General features: G+C 41.4%; 15 protein-coding genes. 11 read left to right on the plus strand and 4 right to left on the minus strand.

Annotated elements, in window-relative coordinates:
* The first annotated feature begins 122 nt into the window (after positions 1 to 122).
* The 10 genes from ACS8FA_RS17770 (at position 123) to ACS8FA_RS17815 (ending at position 10,979) form a co-directional block, all read left to right on the plus strand.
* Positions 123 to 770, plus strand: a complete 648-nt coding sequence (locus ACS8FA_RS17770) for a DUF411 domain-containing protein (protein WP_420230156.1) — start codon at positions 123 to 125, stop codon at positions 768 to 770.
* 98 nt (positions 771 to 868) lie between these two features.
* Positions 869 to 2,569 carry a copper resistance system multicopper oxidase gene (locus ACS8FA_RS17775; RefSeq protein WP_420230157.1) on the plus strand — a complete coding sequence of 567 codons (1,701 nt, stop codon included), beginning with the start codon at positions 869 to 871 and terminating at the stop codon, positions 2,567 to 2,569.
* A gap of 25 nt (positions 2,570 to 2,594) precedes the next feature.
* Entirely contained in the window at positions 2,595 to 3,878 is a 1,284-nt protein-coding gene (locus ACS8FA_RS17780; RefSeq protein ID WP_440465374.1) for a copper resistance protein B, read from the plus strand.
* Between the two features lie 27 nt (positions 3,879 to 3,905).
* Complete coding sequence (locus tag ACS8FA_RS17785) at positions 3,906 to 4,391, plus strand: DUF305 domain-containing protein (protein ID WP_420230159.1); 486 nt, start codon at positions 3,906 to 3,908, stop codon at positions 4,389 to 4,391.
* A gap of 433 nt (positions 4,392 to 4,824) precedes the next feature.
* A complete protein-coding gene (locus ACS8FA_RS17790; protein WP_201589850.1) occupies positions 4,825 to 5,103 on the plus strand; it encodes a DUF5676 family membrane protein in 279 nt (92 codons plus the stop codon).
* Between the two features lie 140 nt (positions 5,104 to 5,243).
* Positions 5,244 to 7,931: a copper-transporting P-type ATPase gene (locus ACS8FA_RS17795; protein ID WP_420230160.1), complete on the plus strand. Its 2,688-nt coding sequence runs from the start codon at positions 5,244 to 5,246 to the stop codon at positions 7,929 to 7,931.
* Between the two features lie 74 nt (positions 7,932 to 8,005).
* Positions 8,006 to 8,290 carry a Sec-independent protein translocase subunit TatA gene (gene tatA / locus ACS8FA_RS17800; RefSeq protein WP_420230161.1) on the plus strand — a complete coding sequence of 95 codons (285 nt, stop codon included), beginning with the start codon at positions 8,006 to 8,008 and terminating at the stop codon, positions 8,288 to 8,290.
* 55 nt (positions 8,291 to 8,345) lie between these two features.
* A complete protein-coding gene (gene tatB / locus ACS8FA_RS17805; protein ID WP_201569659.1) occupies positions 8,346 to 8,732 on the plus strand; it encodes a Sec-independent protein translocase protein TatB in 387 nt (128 codons plus the stop codon).
* Positions 8,729 to 9,550 (plus strand): twin-arginine translocase subunit TatC, encoded by an 822-nt coding sequence (gene tatC / locus ACS8FA_RS17810; protein WP_439267060.1) that lies wholly within the window; start codon positions 8,729 to 8,731, stop codon positions 9,548 to 9,550. The genes tatB and tatC overlap by 4 nt, the downstream gene beginning before the upstream one ends.
* Before the next feature lie 136 nt (positions 9,551 to 9,686).
* On the plus strand, positions 9,687 to 10,979 hold the full coding sequence (locus ACS8FA_RS17815; RefSeq protein ID WP_439267061.1) for an ATP-grasp domain-containing protein: 1,293 nt from the start codon (positions 9,687 to 9,689) through the stop codon (positions 10,977 to 10,979).
* A gap of 40 nt (positions 10,980 to 11,019) precedes the next feature.
* On the opposite strand, the gene ACS8FA_RS17820 is transcribed toward ACS8FA_RS17815, so the two are convergent.
* On the minus strand, positions 11,020 to 11,502 hold the full coding sequence (locus ACS8FA_RS17820) for a hypothetical protein (protein WP_439267062.1): 483 nt from the start codon (positions 11,500 to 11,502) through the stop codon (positions 11,020 to 11,022).
* A 264-nt stretch (positions 11,503 to 11,766) separates the two neighbouring features.
* Here ACS8FA_RS17820 and ACS8FA_RS17825 point away from each other — a divergent pair, with 264 nt between their 5' ends.
* Positions 11,767 to 12,156 carry a DUF6122 family protein gene (locus ACS8FA_RS17825; protein WP_025652669.1) on the plus strand — a complete coding sequence of 130 codons (390 nt, stop codon included), beginning with the start codon at positions 11,767 to 11,769 and terminating at the stop codon, positions 12,154 to 12,156.
* 209 nt (positions 12,157 to 12,365) lie between these two features.
* Here the strand turns inward: ACS8FA_RS17825 and ACS8FA_RS17830 are convergent, their stop codons facing one another.
* The 3 genes from ACS8FA_RS17830 to ACS8FA_RS17840 are packed head-to-tail and all read right to left on the minus strand — an operon-like array spanning position 12,366 to position 18,558.
* The gene (locus ACS8FA_RS17830) at positions 12,366 to 12,959 is read right to left on the minus strand and encodes a hypothetical protein (protein ID WP_057758583.1); all 594 of its coding nucleotides are present in this window, start codon (positions 12,957 to 12,959) and stop codon (positions 12,366 to 12,368) included.
* Positions 12,956 to 16,021, minus strand: a complete 3,066-nt coding sequence (locus tag ACS8FA_RS17835) for a tyrosine-type recombinase/integrase (protein WP_439267064.1) — start codon at positions 16,019 to 16,021, stop codon at positions 12,956 to 12,958. Before ACS8FA_RS17835 ends, ACS8FA_RS17830 begins: the two co-directional genes overlap by 4 nt.
* Positions 16,021 to 18,558, minus strand: coding sequence for a hypothetical protein (locus tag ACS8FA_RS17840; RefSeq protein ID WP_420230169.1), 2,538 nt, complete (start codon positions 18,556 to 18,558; stop codon positions 16,021 to 16,023). The genes ACS8FA_RS17835 and ACS8FA_RS17840 overlap by 1 nt, the downstream gene beginning before the upstream one ends.
* Between the last annotated feature and the right edge of the window lie 12 nt (positions 18,559 to 18,570).

Below are 18,570 nucleotides of genomic sequence, written 5' to 3' on the forward strand. Positions count from 1 at the left end.
AGTGCTTAATAGTGCTGCCTTTTGCGATTTGAGTTTTAAGCTTTACCAGTACTACTTTGGTCAGTGTTACGGCTTTAATTTTTATAAATGTGATCGTCAGATAGACGCTCAGGAGTGGTTTTATGAGACGCTATACCAATAGATTTATTAATGAACATAATCTGATATCTGGCCGTGTGCTCTCAGCGATTGTGGTATTGCCATTATCGTTAACGATAGCCGCTTGTAGTCAACCTAACGCGACTACTGCTGACTCAAAACCAGCGACTGAGCCAACTACCGCTACGCAAAAAACCGCGCTAATAGAGCAACCACAAGCCGAAATAATACCTGTCAGTGCTCATTCAGATACCCAATCAACTATTTTGCGAAATGTGTCAGCCACCGTCTATAAAGATGCCAATTGTGGTTGCTGTAAAGAGTGGGTCGGCCACGCAGAAGACAATGGGTTAAGCGCAGCTACCCATGATGTTGCCGACGTGTCTTTGTTTAAAGATCGTTATGGCGTACCACAGCAAATGCGCTCTTGCCATACTACCGTTACTACCGATGGCTTTGTCTTTGAAGGCCATGTCCCTGCCAAATATATGGCACAGTTTCTAAAGAATCCGCCAAGTGATGCGATTGGCCTTGCCGTACCTGGCATGCCAGTTGGTAGCCCTGGTATGGAATATCAAGATAAATTTATGCCGTATAAAGTGATGCAGCTTAACAAAGACGGCTCAACAGCCATTTATGCAACCATTGACTCACCGCAGCAGCAAATCTAGTTTGATTAAAGCATTACATAGCTCATTCTGTTCTATTAATGAGCCAACAGTTATATGAACTCAACTCCCATTTCACGGATTAAGTTAGGTAAATTATTATGAACAAGAATATGTTCAATCGCAGGCGCTTCTTAACAGGGTCTTCTACTTTGTTAGGGGCATCCATGCTATCTACGCTGCCGTCTATTGCCAATAGTGCGCTAGGAAAAGGTCAACAAAACGTAGCCGTCAACAGTGATAAAGCTGACCATATCGTACCCATTCTAACCGGTACAGAGTTTGACCTGTATGTCAGCAAGAAGCCCGTTACTGTCAATGGCAAGTCGAGTATGGCAACCCTCATCAATGACTCACTGCCAGCGCCAACGCTAAAGATGCAAGAAGGCGATACCGTGACCATCCGTGTCCATAACCAGATGAATGAGTCGACCTCTATTCACTGGCATGGCTTGCTCGTCCCATTTGAAATGGATGGTGTGCCAGGTATCAGCTTTGATGGTATTCCTGCGAAGAGTACCTTTACCTATAAATTCAAACTCATTCAATCAGGTACATATTGGTATCACTCCCATACTGGCTTTCAAGAGCAAACTGGAATGCGCGGGGCTATCGTCATTGAGCCTAAAGGCCGCGAACGCTATCCAGTCGCCGAAGATCACGTGATTTTATTGAGTGATTGGACACACCGCGATCCGCATAACTTGCTAAAGCTATTAAAGCAGCGCGCTGACTTTGATAACTACCATTTGCCAGATTTTAAAAAGCTATTGTCTGATATTGCCGCAACAGATCTAGAAGCCGCTTATGACAAGCGCAAAATGTGGAATAAGATGCGCATGATGCCGACGGATTTCACCGATCTGTCTGGTGAGAAGACATTCACTTACCTTATGAATGGTAAAACTACCGCAGCCAATTGGACACAGCTAGTGAAAGCGGGACAGCCCGTCAAACTACGCTTTATCAATGGCTCAGCACAGACGATATTCGATGTGCGTATACCGGGTCTGGAAATGACCGTCGTCTCAACGGATGGCAATGATGTCGCGCCCGTTGCGATTGATGACTTCCGTATTGGGGTGGCTGAGACTTATGATGTCATCGTCACGCCGACCAAAGATGCACATACCATATTTGCCCAAAACATTGATCGTTCAGGCTATGTCGCGACCACGCTTGCGACCAAAAAAGGCGCTCGTGCTGCAATACCTGCTATGGATAAGATCGAATGGCTGACCATGGCTGATATGATGGGGGCTATGGGTGACAAAGGCTACAAAGCACGGCATGCTAAGACCGAGTACGACTTTAAATCTGATATGCGCGTCGACAGTCCACGTATGAACCTCGATGATCCTGGTATTAACCTGCGTGATATTAATAGAAAGGTTTTGACTTATGATCAATTGCGCTCCGTGGATGAGCAAGTATTGGCAGAGCAGCGCAAGCCTACTAGAGAGATCGAATTACATTTGACTGGCAATATGGAACGCTATATCTGGGCGCTAGATGGTGTCATGTTTAAGGATGCAACGCCTGTTAATATTAAACCTAACGAGCGTGTACGCATTACCTTAGTCAATGACACCATGATGAATCACCCTATGCACTTACATGGTATGTGGAGTGATTTGCGAACCCCATCTGGAGACTTTCAGGTACGTAAACATACGATTGTGGTTCAGCCAGCGCAAAAGATTAGCTTCGACGTGACGGGTGAAGTTGGACGATGGGCGTGGCATTGCCACCTGCTTTATCACATGGAAGCCGGTATGTTCAGAGAAGTTGCCGTCGTTTAACAAACCTTCGAATATGAGGCTTATTATGAAAATATCTAAGAAAAATCTGCCATTCATTGGTTTGTCATCGCTAGTCTTGCTCACCTCATCGTTTGCAACGGCTGCTGATATGTCTGGCATGGACCACAGCGGTATGGATATGTCAGATATGGATCATAGCGGCATGGATATGTCAGATATGGATATGTCTGGTATGGATCACAGCGGCATGGATATGTCGGGCGATATGTCTGATATGGATCACAGCGGTATGGATATGTCAGGCGATATGTCTGATATGGATCACAGCGGCATGGATATGTCGGGCGATATGTCTGATATGGATCACAGCGGTATGGATATGTCAGGCGATATGTCTGATATGGATCACAGCGGCATGGATATGTCGGGCGATATGTCTGGTATGGATCATAGTGGCATGGATATGTCGGGCGATATGTCTGGCATGGATCATAGCGGCATGGATATGTCGGGCGATATGTCTGGTATGGATCACAGTGGCATGGACATGTCAGGTGATATGTCTGGTATGGATCACAGTGGCATGGATATGTCAGGCATGGACCATGGCAGTATGGACATGTCTGGTATGCAAGGTGGGCAGCCACCAGCCGATGCTCGCAGTCCAGACTATTCAAATGGGGTTCCCTACGGACAGTATGGTAAGCCAATGATGATGGGCAGCATGCCATTATGGGGAGTGTCAGTAGACGACTTGGGCTATCAGTTCGATGAAGACCAAATCAACTTCGAGGCGACGGGTTGGTATGGTACTGACAGTAATCGTATAAGACTACGTACCGAGGGTAGTGCTCAGACTAAAGATGATAAAGAAATAGATAGCTTAAGCTCGCTTGCTTATTGGAAACCACTGAGCATTTTCTGGAATGGGGAAGCTGGTGTCGCTTACGATACTGAAAATGATAACGCTGCCCTTATGGCAGGCATTGTCGGTACCGCACCGTATTTCATTGAAACAGATGCGAGAGCCTACTTATATACCGATGGTCAACTTCGCCTTGATTTAGGCGCAGAGTATGAATGGCGTTTAGATCAGCATTGGGTAGTCATACCAGAGGTGGGATTGACTGCCTTTAGTAAAGATGACCATGATAATGGCATTACCAAAGGCTTTAATGAGATGGAAGCTGAGGTTAGGCTGACTTACGAGACGTTCAGTCGCCAACTAGCCCCTTATGTGGGCGTGAGTTATGAGACAGCGCTTGGCAAGGCTCGTGGTCAACGACGTCAAGAAAATGAATCGGTTGATAGCAGTAGTTTGACTGCGGGGGTCAAATTCTGGTTCTAATTTTATTAAAATAATAGGGGATATACTATGAATACTTCAGATCAAAACAACATGGATCATCAACAGGCCATGAACCCTTACGTAAAGTTCACCCTGATGATTGTGACGTCTACGATTGTGATGTACATCATGATGTATTTCAATACTTATGAATGGGATCATATTTATTTTAGTGAAACCCGAGCTTATATGGCGCTCTACATGGGTGCCGGTATGGCAGTGGTCATGTTGGCATTTATGACCAATATGTATAAGAAGACCAAGGTCAATTTGATGATCTATGGCCTGAGTGTATTGATGTTTGCTGTCGGTATCTGGGGCGTCAGATCACAAGCAACGGTCGACCAAGTCGATTGGATGCAAGCGATGATACCGCATCACTCGATTGCCATTCTCACTAGTAGTCGCGCTGATATTGAAGATCCGCGTGTACAAAAGCTTGCTGACGATATTATAAAAGCGCAAAAGCGTGAGATCGCTGAGATGAAGCAATTGATTGATGAGCTTGAATAACGATCTATACTGATAGACCATTATTTTAAACAAATAAAATAATGGTCTATCAAATGATAGACGTAAGCATATAGGTCTTTTTATTCAAAGCTACTTTCACTGCAGAATCAAAACATTGCTCATGAAAAAGCAATAAAAGGCTGAGTATGCATGGTTCACTTTCCCCACTGGCCTTTTGGCTGCTGCAATTGTTGTCTCTTTTAGTGCTTACTCCTATATTAAAATCTCTAACGCTTACCCGTCAGCTGGCGGTGCTGCGACGTACTTGCATCAAGTATATAGAGACTGTTTGACGACCAGTTTTAATGCTCTGCTGATGTAATTTTATATAATTATTGCGCAGAGCTTTCTGGTTCGGATGTTCGGGTCATATACCATACCGTTGTTTGGTGGTGACGAAAGCGGTGTATAGCATCTACCAAGGAGAGTCAAGATGAACGAATTGAATTCAAAAGCGAATACTTTAAGAATTGGTCCTGTGGGCAACAGCGTTTCTCTGTTTCTGCTCATCAGCTATCTCTTGTGCATAGTCTTTGGCCTACTCGCACCTGAGCAGATAAGCATGCATGAGGCTTGGGCACCGCTGCTACCTGGTTTTGAATGGTTGACATGGTCAGGTTTCCTAATTGGATTTGTCGAATCCTATCTTTATGGTTGGTATTTTGCGATTGTGTTTGTACCGCTATATCGCTGGTTTGCTAAAGCAGGATGAGTCTAGCGTAGCCATTGAATCTTCGGCTCAGATAGGTCAACTATGCTGAGAACGACGGACAGTGCGCCAATCTTGGGTGGGATCAAAAGCTGGTGACTTAAACCTAAACTATCATTGCAATCAATAACTGGAACATAGTCATGAAACACGATACGACAAAAAATACTTCGGATAGCGAAGACCATGATTGCTGTGACGGTACAGCTAATACAGGCATAGAATCCAATAAAGATACCACTTACGATAAGGTACCAACTGGTTACAGTGGAACCATTTATACCTGTCCGATGCATCCAGAGGTGAGAGACGTTACAGATAGCGGCTGTCCCATATGCAAAATGTCTCTTAAACCTGACGACACTGTTGCCGAGATGGTAGCAATGAAAGATGACCATGCAAGCTGCCATAGTCCGTCGAATACCGATGCCCATCCTACTAAAGAGAGTAAATACGACAAAGTACCGGAAAATTATAGCGGTACCGTTTATACCTGCCCTATGCATCCCGAAGTGAGAGATGTGGAAAAAAGCGATTGCCCAATATGCGGTATGTTTCTCAAACCTGAGAACGAGGTTACTGATTCAAATGATAATGAAGACAGTCATGCACACCGTCATGGAAAGGATACTGACCGTACTAAGGTAAAATCTGTAAAAGGCGGCAAGTACGATAAGGTGCCAGCTGGCTACAGCGGAACCGTTTATACCTGTCCTATGCATCCCGAAGTCAGAGATATTGAGAATAGTGGTTGTCCCATATGTGGCATGGCACTTGAATCAGAGACTGTTACTATTGGTGACGAGGATACCTCAGAGCTCGATGACATGACTCGGCGTTTTTGGATTTGTACCGTGCTGACCGTTCCTTTATTTTTATACGCAATGAGCGATATGGTAGGTATAAATTTAGACAGCTTCATTCAAGGCGGTCAGGGCGATATCGCTGGGCAGATTGCTCAGTGGATACAGTTGGCGCTTGCGGTACCAGTGGTGCTATGGGGAGCAGCACCTTTCTTCGTGCGAGGTTGGCAATCCATAAAAAGTCGCAACCTAAATATGTTTACCCTAATTGCGATAGGTGTAGGTACAGCATTTGGTTTCAGTCTGATAGCAACCTTTATTCCGGGCATTTTCCCAGACAGTTTTAGGGATGCATCCGGTCGAGTCGGTGTTTATTATGAAGCAGCAGCGGTTATCACGACATTGGTACTACTAGGTCAGGTTCTAGAGCTTAAAGCCCGAAGCCAGACTTCTGGCGCAATTCGTGCTCTTCTTGAGTTGGCACCACCAAATGCAAGGCGGGTAGATGAGCAAGGCGTTGAAACAGAAGTCTCCCTTGACGAAGTTATCAGTGGCGACAAATTACGGGTTAAGCCAGGAGAGAAACTCCCTGTAGATGGTATTGTGCTTGAAGGCAGCAGCAGTATCGATGAGTCGATGGTAACGGGGGAACCTATTCCGGTTTCTAAAGCAAAAGGCGATACGGTTACTGGTGGCACAGTAAACGGCACGGGAACCCTACTGGTTGAAGCGGTTGACGTGGGTGATGACACGGTACTGTCCAAGATCGTCAAAATGGTTGCTGAAGCCCAGCGCAGTCGCGCACCAATACAGAAGCTGGTGGATAAGGTGGCTGGATGGTTTGTGCCAATTGTCCTTATCTGCTCTATCATAACTTTTATCGTCTGGGCTATTTTCGGACCTGCGCCTGCCATGGCCTTTGCACTGGTCAACGCTATTGCAGTGTTAATCATCGCTTGCCCTTGTGCTTTAGGACTCGCCACGCCTATGTCGATTATGGTCGGTACTGGCAAGGGTGCTCAGAATGGCGTGCTTATCAAAAACGCTGAAGCGTTAGAGAGCATGGAAAAAGTCGATACCATCGTTGTCGATAAAACGGGAACATTAACCGCAGGCAAACCAGAGCTCACTGCTATCGAAGCACTTGGTGGATTAGATGAAAATGAACTGCTTATACTTGTCGCTGCGGTAGAGACTGCCAGCGAGCATCCTTTGGCAGAAGCTATCGTTAAAGCTGCGCAGGAAAAATCTCTTGATATTGCTAAAGCCAGTGATTTCAGCTCAACCACTGGCGAAGGCGCGCAGGCACTGGTCAATGGCAAGCAAGTCGCTGTAGGCAACTCAAAATTTATGCAACGTCTTGATAGCTTTGACAGTGCGCTTTCAGAACGTGCTGATAAGCGCAGAAAAGACGGCGAAACGGTAATGTTTGTAGCAGTAAACGGCCAAGCTGCTGGTTTAATATCAGTCGCTGATCCGATCAAGCCGAGTACCAGCGAAGCGATATCTTTACTGCATCAGGCTGGACTAAAAGTGGTCATGCTAACAGGTGACAACGAAATAACCGCTAGGGCCGTTGCCAGTAAGTTAAATATTGATGAGGTACATGCTGACGTCTCTCCAGAAGACAAAAACCGTATTATCAAAGAGCTACAAAATAGCGGCAAGGTCGTGGCTATGGCGGGTGACGGTATTAACGATGCTCCCGCTCTTGCACAGGCTAACGTTGGCATTGCCATGGGCACAGGAACAGATGTGGCTATGGAAAGTGCTGGCATCACGCTAGTGAAGGGTGATCTGATGGGAATTGTCAGAGCCCATAAACTGAGTCATTCTACGATGCGAAATATCAGACAAAACCTGTTTTTTGCGTTTATCTACAATGCGCTTGGTATACCGCTTGCGGCAGGCGTTTTGTATCCATTCTTTGGGCTGTTGCTCAGTCCAATGATAGCGGCCGCTGCGATGAGTCTGTCTTCAGTATCTGTCATTGGCAATGCGCTGAGATTGCGTCGCTTGAAACTGTAATTTTGGTACGGTAGAGCAGTTTCTAAAGCACACATACTGGTCTTATCAAGACTTTAAAATATAAGGATCACGTTATGGGCAGTTTTTCTATTACACATTGGCTGATTTTATTGGTTGTGGTGGTGGTCGTATTTGGCACCGCTAAGCTTAAAAATGCGGGCAAAGATTTAGGCGGTGCAGTAAAAGGTTTTAAAGAAGCAGTCAAAGATGAAGAAACCTCACATGCTCGCAATAATCGTTCACTTGACCATGAAAGTAGTACGCCAGTTTCAAAAAATGGTTCAAATACGCAGGTAGGGGCTCAGGCTGATGATACAGAAATCAGTCCTGTCACCACTGATGATCAGCACAAAGCATGAAGCGCGCCGCTTATAAATAGCAGCACTAAATAGTCTTTTAATATATGTGACTGTTATGTTTGATATCGGGTTTTCCGAGTTACTCTTGTTTGGCATCATTGCTTTAATCGTATTGGGCCCAGAGAAACTGCCGCAGGCTGCGCGTACGGCTGGGCAATGGTATGCCAAACTGCGCCGTACAGTATCCACTCTACAGTCTGAAATAGAAGCTGAGCTAGATCTGGCTGAAACGCGCCAACAAATACAAAGTGAGCTTGTAAAAATCCGTCAGACTGAGTCAGATATGAAGCGTGAACTAGCAGAGATGCGCGGTAGTATGCAAAAGTTTGAAGACTCGCAGAATCAAAGCTTAGATACTTCATATCAGCCAATGTCTTCTCATCAGCAAGATCATCAGCCAAATACTTCCTCTTCTTCATCTATAGAGAAGGTGGATGAATGAGCTTATTTAAACGCCAAAAAAATCGACAAAAAAAGTTAGCGAATACAAATACTAAAGTTCCAGACACTGCCCATAGTGATGAGGCTGATAATGTGCTGAATGCGCTCAGTGATATGCCTATTACTGAACATTTGATTGAACTACGCAAGCATCTCATCAAAATATGCGTAGCCGTTTTGATTGTTTTCTTAGCATTGGTAGGATTTTCACGCGAGCTCTATAATCTTTTATCAGACCCATTGGTAGCGCAGTTGCCAGCTAATTCGACTATGATTGCCACCGACATCACGTCAAACTTTATGGCACCCATTCGCTTAACGATTTTTGTCGCCGCATTTTTAGCGATGCCTTATATTCTGTATCAAATTTGGTCGTTTGTCGCCGCTGGCTTATATAAGAAAGAGAAGAAAATTGCTATTCCTGTGCTGTTATCTTCGATATTTTTATTCTATACGGGTGTTGCTTTTGCCTACTTTGTCGTGCTCAAAGGTGTATTGAAATTTTTTATCCTATTCGCGCCGCAGAACGTTATACCGATGACCGATATTGACAGTTATCTGAGCTTTGCCCTCAAGTTGTTTATGGTGTTTGGACTGACTTTTGAAATTCCAGTGGTTACCTTACTACTGATAATGGTTGGAATCGTTTCTACTAAGAGTTTAGAAGACAAGCGCCGTTATATCATTGTCGGCTGCTTTGCGGTTTCAGCGGTAGTAACACCGCCTGATGGCATATCCATGCTCTTGCTAGCGATTCCTATGTGGCTATTGTTTGAGTTGGGTTTATTCTTAGCAAAAATGTTAATCAAAGAGGAATGAAGCACCGCTTTAGACTCAGGAAGTGAGACATTAAAAAGCAACTAGCATCATCGTAAAAACGCCAAATACCCCTTTTGTTTTTTGCTGTTTACTAGAGTATGTCAGCGTAAGCACTCTACTTAACGACGAGGTTTAAATGGAACACTTAACCAGCAACAACGAAGAAACTAATGACGGTCTTGCAAATCAACTGAATCAAGAGTGCTATTGCATTACCCTCGATCGTAAAGCGCTCAATACAAGCCTTCAAGATCAATTAATGGAAACTAAAAGCAATCCAATAGGAGCGAATGAGCTTAATAAACTTTTTTCAGCAACACCAGTGTTCGTCCCCAAAACAGAGATAGCGACGATGGAGCGGATCGTTGACGCTATCGAGTTGGCTGCCAAGCTGCCATCGTATCAAGCGCAAGCGATGTCGTGGGCACCCAAAATCGCTGCTTTTGACCCAGGTCCAATAGGGGCTCTGATGGGCTATGATTTTCACTTGGGTCGTGATAGCCCTCAGCTCATCGAAGTCAATACCAATGCTGGTGGCGCATTTCTGAATGTGTTGCTCGCTCGCGCACAAAAACGCTGTTGTAATGCCTCACAGCAAAGCGCTGCAACGACTCAAATGCTAGATACATTTGAGGAGTCAGTGTTTACTATGTTCAAACAGGAATGGCAACGACAGTCTGCTGTTGCTATGCCCAACCGAATAGCCATCGTGGATAATGATCCTAAGAGTCAGTTCATGTTTTTGGAGTTCCAGTTAGCACGTCAACTGCTCCAAGCTAGAGGCATTGACACTGTGATACTAGATCCCTCTGAACTCGACTATGTCGATGGCAAGCTGACAGCGCATGGTAAGCCCATTGATATGATCTATAATCGGTTGGTCGACTTCGCATTTGAGGAGCCTGACCATGCACTGCTTAAGCATGCGTATCTAGAAGGTGCTGTGGTAGTAACGCCTAATCCTCATGTCCATGCTATGTTGGCTAATAAGCACAATCTGACCTTGCTATCCGATCCGCAGACATTGCGCGCTTGGGGACTGAATGATGCAGCAGCAGAATGTCTCGAAAAGTCTGTGCCAAGGACTAAGCTCGTATCAAGAGACGAGGCAGCAGCGTTGTGGCGTACTCGGCGACAGCTGTTTTTTAAGCCAGTTGCTGGTCATGGAAGCAAAGGGGTCTATCGCGGTAGCAAGCTAACTCGACGCGTTTTTGAGAACATTCTTGATGAGGATTATATCGCACAGACCTTTGTTCCTGCAGGAGAGCGATCAATAAAAATTGATGACACTGTAACAACGAGAAAGGTGGATATACGTCTTTATACGTATGACGGACAACTGCTACTACCTGCGGCGCGTGTGTATCAAGGTCAGACAACTAATTTCCGTACACCAGGAGGTGGGTTTGCGCCCATCTTTCAGGTGTAATGAGCTAAATAGCACCAACTGCTCTTAATGCTAACCTCTATTAATTGGATATCTGCCAACCTAGGAACATCCACTTGACAGTATAGATTAACAGTATCGGAATGACCACCCACTGAACGAGCGGCAACGCACCTATGCTTAATAACGGAACATCAGGCATCAGCCCACTATAATTCCACCTTTGGCCAGCGCCAGTTGCCCAGTATTCAAAGAGTATTGTCATAGTTAGGCCAACGCCAAGGTATATCGATAAAGTCGACAGACGCCACGGCTTTGCAATCCAGAACCAGTCTTTTACAAACAATGCCGCAAGCACGTAAGCGCCAAAAGCAATATTGGCATCACCGACGGTCGCACGTGTACAAAGCCAGACTACGTCCCAGTGACTCGCTTCGGCCATGCCGGAGAAGAAAGGTACCTGTGCCATCTCCCAAAAAAAATGGAGAAAGAAACTTACGCTCCATACCATCAGGGCAAGCACTGCTGATGTCGCTGCTCGGCGGGATAGGCTTACAAGAGTCATCATTCCTCCAAAAATAGCCATAGCAATAAATACAATTTCATGTTTACTCGATCGTCGTTACCAGACCGAAACGCCGCTTACTGGCGTCTCTTAACGGCAGATTAGTATGTTGCCTGCTGCGCGTGTTTATCAAGGTCAGGTGACTAACTTCCATACGCCAGGTGGTGGATTCGTGCTTGTCTTTCAGGTGTGAAGGTATACCTCAGATCGTGTATGATACTCTTAGGACAATTTTTAAAACACCCTCTTAGTTCGGAAAAAGCGATGAGTCAAACCGTTATCCATTATTTTCTACATTTTGGCATGCCGTTGATTATCGCTTATATGTTTTTTCGTAGTGACTATAAGCGAGTTTATTTGATCCTAATAGCAACCATGCTAGTTGATTTAGATCATCTGCTAGCGACACCTATCTTTTCGCCCAATCGTTGTAGTATTAATTTCCATCCGCTACATACTTATTATGCGATGGCAGTATATGCGGGCATGTTGTTTTTACCAAAGCCCTATAAGATAATTGGTTTAGGGTTATTACTGCATATGTTGACTGATTTAAATGACTGTATAATGACCTATATTAATTGTCCACAGTGTTTGAGTCAGGCTCCTGCCCGTGAGTTGGTAGCGTGGTTAGGCAGAGCTATTAAGTTTTAATACGGTTGTGAATACATCCCTTTGTATCTCTCTCATAAATCATCTCTTTAATGACTCCTAGAAGTAGATATATCGCTATCCAATCCTGAATAAGTCCTCGCATTAGATCGCTTGTGTTCCAATTCGAGGATTAAGGTTGTCTAGCTTGTTACTCTAAGCTTAGTGAGATAGCTCTGTTTCTAATCAGGCATAGCGGAAAGAACTAACCGCTACTTCTTTAGTTTAGTATGACTATTCAATGTGCCACGTGTTGTATCAAGCAGATCGGCGACGTTATTTAATAAAATGTAATCTTTTGGGGTTTTTGATTCCCTATTGAATATTTCACTCCATATCTGACTTTTATACTCTTGCATTATTGTTTTAAGGCTTGGATACATAAGCCCAGGTTTAGCTAACGAGAGTATTGATATTGCTCGGATAAAGTCCATGTATATAAAGTCAATCACATCCTGATCAAATTCTTTCTTAACTTGTTTCTTATGCTCAGGCTTAGAGTCTTTTTTAGAGGTTTTATAACTTAAGAAAATAGTATTGTTGTTATTAATATCTTTGAGGTTAAATACAGGTGAAAAACAACCACCAATGAGTAAATACTCATTCACATCCTTATTTACTAACGATACATTATGAATAGGTAAACTGTTATAACAATCAAACTTAGTCTGCATAGATTTAATATAGGCTTCTTGACCACCACTTAAGTAGGCTTTCACTATTAGCTTAGTTAGTTGGCTAGCCAACGGATGAAGACTAATTTTAGTGCTACTATTAATGCTGATAGACTTTGCTGACAGATTCATGGCTTGTGATCTCCTAAATTAATTCTTTGCCCTATCATAATGAAAGCGTAATGACAGAAAATTTGTAAAGTTCTAACGGTCCATTGCTTGATTGGGAGATTTGATTTCTCTCTATTATTAAGCCTAGTCTGCTCAGTTTGGCTAGATAGTGATAATTCAGCACGGATCTGCTTTTTGTATATCTTGCCGTTTAATTTATCAGCTACATTGCACTTTTTTATTTGAGATGAGGCAAGTAATTTCATCACAGGCTTCCATTGCTCTTTATCATCATCGCTAGCTTGTGCATAATGGTATATTTTTAAATTAATATTTTTTTTAAAGACTAGTTGTCCTAATACTTGTATATAGCTATATAGATCTAATGCTTGATCAAAACTAATATGATTTTTATGGTATTGGGAGTTCATAAGCGTATGCGCTATAAACTGAAGCATAGATTCTCGTCTTTTTTCTATCTTATATAAGTCACGAAATTTATTGGTCATCTGCATGAGTATGTTGTTATCTTCGACATACCTGTCGAATACCGGTAATAAGCTCATATTATCATCAGGCGCGAATAATCTTGAATTACCATGTATGGTTTTAAAAGAAGGGTGATCTTGCAACTGCTGAGCGTTATTAAGCCATATTTCAAAAGTATTTTGATCAAGCTTATAAATATCCATTTTTTCCTTGAAATCTTCTTCCTTATCATGTACCTCAAGAGTCTGACGGACTTCATCGAATGAATATCTTTTTGGCTTTGTAGATGTTTTATCTTCTGTCTTTAGTAGTTCACTATGTTTTGGTTTAGGCAGTGGTTTAAGTTTGAGCTTGTTAAGCAAATAATAATTAATTGCAGTAGGTGTAGCACCTAACAGCTTTTCCCTACGTCTAGGAACGCTTAGTAATTTATAGTGTCTAGCCGTCAACTGGTAATCCATGTGCCAAAGTAGCAATCCAATCTGAATGTCAGTCAAATGCACATAAGAGTCAAAAGTAGTGCTAGGACTGGCATGTCCAGCTACTCCAGCTAAGGCATATATTTTTTTGTATTGTAGGGATGTCTCAATATAAGCCAATATTTTACAAGACTTGTCTTCGTCATAAGGTAATAAGTCTTTTAAAGTTTGAGAGCATTGATGCCCATTAAAAGCATTAGCTTTATCATACAAAAATGACATTAATTGAAAATTAGTTAAGAAGCTATGTCTTAAATGATGGGTCGTGAGATGAGAAAGTCCTGTTGTAGTTTTAATTAACTGAGATATGGTTTTTGACAAATCACTGGCACGATAAGCCATACCAGCTTGATTAGCGATTAAGGTATCCCCTTTACTTTTACCACGCCTAAGCTCGACTCTCTTGAAAAACGACATTTCTGAATTTGTTAAAAGTTGTTCTAACAATGTCCGTCTTAAGGCAGAACCCGTTTTATTATTACCATATTTATTATTACGCACTTCTAGATAAGCTGAAGTTATAGCCACATCTTTTAATCTAATCTTAACTATTTCACCTATCCTGAGTCCACAGCGCTGCCCTAAAATCAAAGCGAGCTTCACCGCTTCTATTTCATCCTTAGTCATTTCAAGATTGTCAGCATTATTAAGAATAGCCTGAAACATGGTTTCTGAAAGATAGCCTGTCCTATGATGCGCTCGCTTGGTAGATGAAAAAGGTGCAATAGGTTCAATGCCATGATGATTAACTAAATATGCATGTATCTCATCAATATTAGTGGCAATAGCATTTTGAGCGTCTTTAGACTTACCAAGTTCGATAAGTTCGCTATAAAGTTGAATATAATCCTCTTCAGTATGATCCTCAAATGCAACACCTTGAGTTAATGATAACCAGCGATTCGTAATACCACCGCTATGAGTCCGCATGCTGCTTACTTTTTTACTAGTCACTGTTTTCGTCAGTAACCAACCTACGATTGCAAGCTCACTCAAAGGAGCGTCGTTCGTTAATAAACGTTCATATAGCTGCTTGAGACCAATTGTGAATCTAGCCATTGAGGTTTTTTCATCTTTAGTCGTTTTCAATAGCTTTGCAATCTCAACGGTAATGGTAGGATTGCCTTTTTTAGGTTCCACTGCGACATCTTTGTGACACTCAATGTTAATAGCTATCTTAGTAGTGGGCTTATGAGATATGCTAAAGATTAAAGACTGCCAGTTAGCTATTGACAGGCCATATGTCGTCTCCAAACCAAGTAGTAGATACCAAGTATGTTCTGGCAGATCTAAAAATAGATAATCTTCTAAAACATAGACCGCACCTATCAAAAACTCTTCTAAAGTCATAGATAGGTGATTTTGGCTAAGAGATTTTGTCATCTTTAACATTTGATAAAGATTTTGAACATCAGTACTAGACTTTAATTTTCTAGTTTCATTCCCTTTGACATAGAGCTTGATCAAATAGCTCGTTAATGGCGATAAAAAGACTTTTACCTCATGCACCGCTTTTGAATTGCTATAAGTATTAGTATGATAGCTATCGTCGTCAATAATGAGAGTTACTACAGGCAGTTCAAATATGCTTTCTATAGTTAATGATTTGTCACTGATGCGAGATATAATCGTTTGCAATACTGGCTTTCTCAATATAGCACTGTGGAAAATCAGTGATAGCATCAAATCTGTGATAGTAATCTCGTAAGCTTTGCTAGCTATACTATCCATCCAATATAAATAAAAATCTAATATTTGCTTTTTTTCAGAAAAGGTCACTTTATTTCTAAAGGACTTTGGACGGTATGAGGTAACGATAAGCTTTGGAAAGCCAATAGCAATGTCCTTATCTTCAATATAGTTTTGACAGCAGTTTACTGCTTCGTTATATCCTTCTACATAACTAAGATAGCCCTGAAAGTGTTTGTTTTCTGATAATCTCTTATCAAGCTGCTCCCACATAGCATTAAATATTGTTTGAGGATCACTTGAGGCAATAATTTGGTCAAAATCTATAGACTCTTTGACCAGTCGTTTGGATAAGTTTTTACGCTTCGAGGTTTCCTTATGTCTATTTTCTGAACGCTGGTCAATAGCTGATTTACGCTGAGCCATTATCTAGTCTCCAAACTTATGACTTTAAAGCCGTTATATTTAATTATTCCATTAAGCTCATCAGAGAATCGGCGCAACTCGCTCCTTCTAAGTCCACTGTGCTTATCGTAGTAGTCAAAACCAAGCTCATCAGCGTGACCCATCCAAGCGCCAATTACATCGTGACCGAAGCTATTAGATAATGATGAGTTAGGCTTAGCAGAAAAGATTCCAACTTCTAGGCTTTTATAAGATCGTATAAAGTGACGATGCCAGTTTGATGGGAGATCTAAAATTTTAGACAGTCTTCCGTGAATAAATGTTTTGGTAAGACTAACTTCAGTAATAGTGTTAGTTTTTTCATCCAGCTTTAGATAAGTAATAAGGCCAATATTACTGTCAAGAATATCTGAGTAAATATCACCTAGACTATTACCCAGACTATTTAAAATAAAGGCATTACTCTTTAAATACTTGATGTACTGCTCAATCTGTTGATTTGCTATATCAGGTAGATAAATATATCTGCCTCGAGTATGTTGACGGTTTTCCTTGTCGCTAATAAAATATTTTTTAGTTCTAACATCTATATCTACAAGCCTACCAAAAGGTTCACGTACGGGACGATAACCGCTTGAGACCGAGAGCAGAACATATAAATAATCAGTAAAAATATTATGTAGGTCAACTATAGATCTAGGATTGAGAGTTTTTTTATCCCAAAGGGCAGAATTGATCTGAGTGATTAAATCGCTAACTATAGATGTTAAGCGGCTTTCTCTTATGGCTAAAACACTACCTATTTGTTTATCCCAATATCCTGTAACTCTTTCGTCAGGTAATTCAAAAAATTGATATTCTTCATTACATTTGGATTCATCGCTGACTGTATTAAATGCTATATCATACAAATGCTCATTAAAATCATATTGGCATAAGAATAAATCTAGCTGGCTAACATTAAAGTAAGGAAGTGCTGAAGAATGGTGTATTGGTTTGCTAATTAGAACATTAACTAAAGCTTGATCTCGACCACTCTGTATGAGGTAGTGTTCTAAATAGTTCTTAACTTTATTAAAAGTTAATCTAGTTTTGCTCTTCTTATTTATAGCCTTTAGAGCCTCACTGGCCTTTTGTTTGACCTCCTCCAAAACCTTTGTGCTTATGTTACGTAAAAGATGAGAATATATATTGCCAACTGCAATAGGGTAGAAAAGATTGAGAGTAGATGTATTATCTGCGCATAGTTTAGAATCCCAGTTTTCTTGAACTTTACTACGAGTAGGTGCAAACTCTAGTGGATACCGATAGCATAAATAACTCTCCCTAAAATCTTCTGAGATAAGTAGTTCAGATCTACCTGTCAATAAAATTATTAGTAGATATAAAGAAGTTTGATGGTCTAGATCATATTCAATGTTTAAAGTACCTTGTTCATCATTGTTGTCAGCATTTATACTTCTGATATCTAAACTCATCAGACTATTGAGTAAATATGTGACTAAAATCTGTACTTCATCAGCATGTGCAACATTTACATCAGTTACCTGACTTAAAGTCCGTTGATGTCTACAGTTAACTTGTTGTTCAGCTCTGATTTTATCTAGATAGTAGTTTGTAGGTTGCTCGAAATTAACCTGCTCAAACGATTGCTCTTCATCGTCTTGGCGTTCTTGGTCTTCAAATCCATTTGCTTCGCTAGCATTTTCTGATATGTAGGTGAGATCGCTAACAGTATTGCCAGTGATATCATCTTTATCCTGTAAGATACTTATAATCTTATGAGTCTCAGTCGTCACGCGAGTAATGCCGGAGTCATTTTTGAAATAGTTTTCGATTGGTAAGATATATTCGTAAAGGTATTTAGCTATACGTTCATTGATTTCAAATTGAGCTTCAACAGATGATAGAGATGTCTCTTTACTTAATAATCTATTCTTGTACTTCTGTATTTCAAAATCAAAAGTTAGGGGCCGCTTATCAAGCCATCTAGTGTAGCTATCGTTTTGTTGAGCATTAATAAGAAACTCCTCAATATCCTTTAGGCTTTTCAATTCTGTTACATCAGGTAAAAACGGAACTAAAAATTCACGAGTTTTGTTCGTTAAAAATCTGCATTCATCGAGCGTAGTTTCAATTCGACTATCATAGTCAGTTAACTCAACCATCCTTAAACATAGAAAAAAGTAGACAGCACGGATAGTATTTATTTTAGACGAGTCTGCTCGATGGATTAAAAAGGTAATTAGATAGAGATCTTTTAAATGCAGATGAGGCTTTCTAATATTTTCTAAAAATACTTTATGAGCAATTCCATTTTCGTATATCTGTAATTCATGCGTCTTCGTCAAATTACTATTCACATCTAATGTTTTTATCCATTCAGACAATGTTCGATACTCATCTTTCAATTCTGATCTAAATTGCTCAGGTAAGGTATCTTTTAAAAATTTTAGCTCGATAAGTAATATTTCAAGATCATTGCCATTAGCGAAATCAAGGAGATTTAGCTTCAACCAATCCTTAATATTTGTAGAGTTACTATCTTTATTAGCCATTATGCTGCTACC

The organism is Psychrobacter sp. 1Y1 (genome assembly GCF_051847395.2).
Taxonomy (GTDB): Bacteria; Pseudomonadota; Gammaproteobacteria; order Pseudomonadales; family Moraxellaceae; genus Psychrobacter.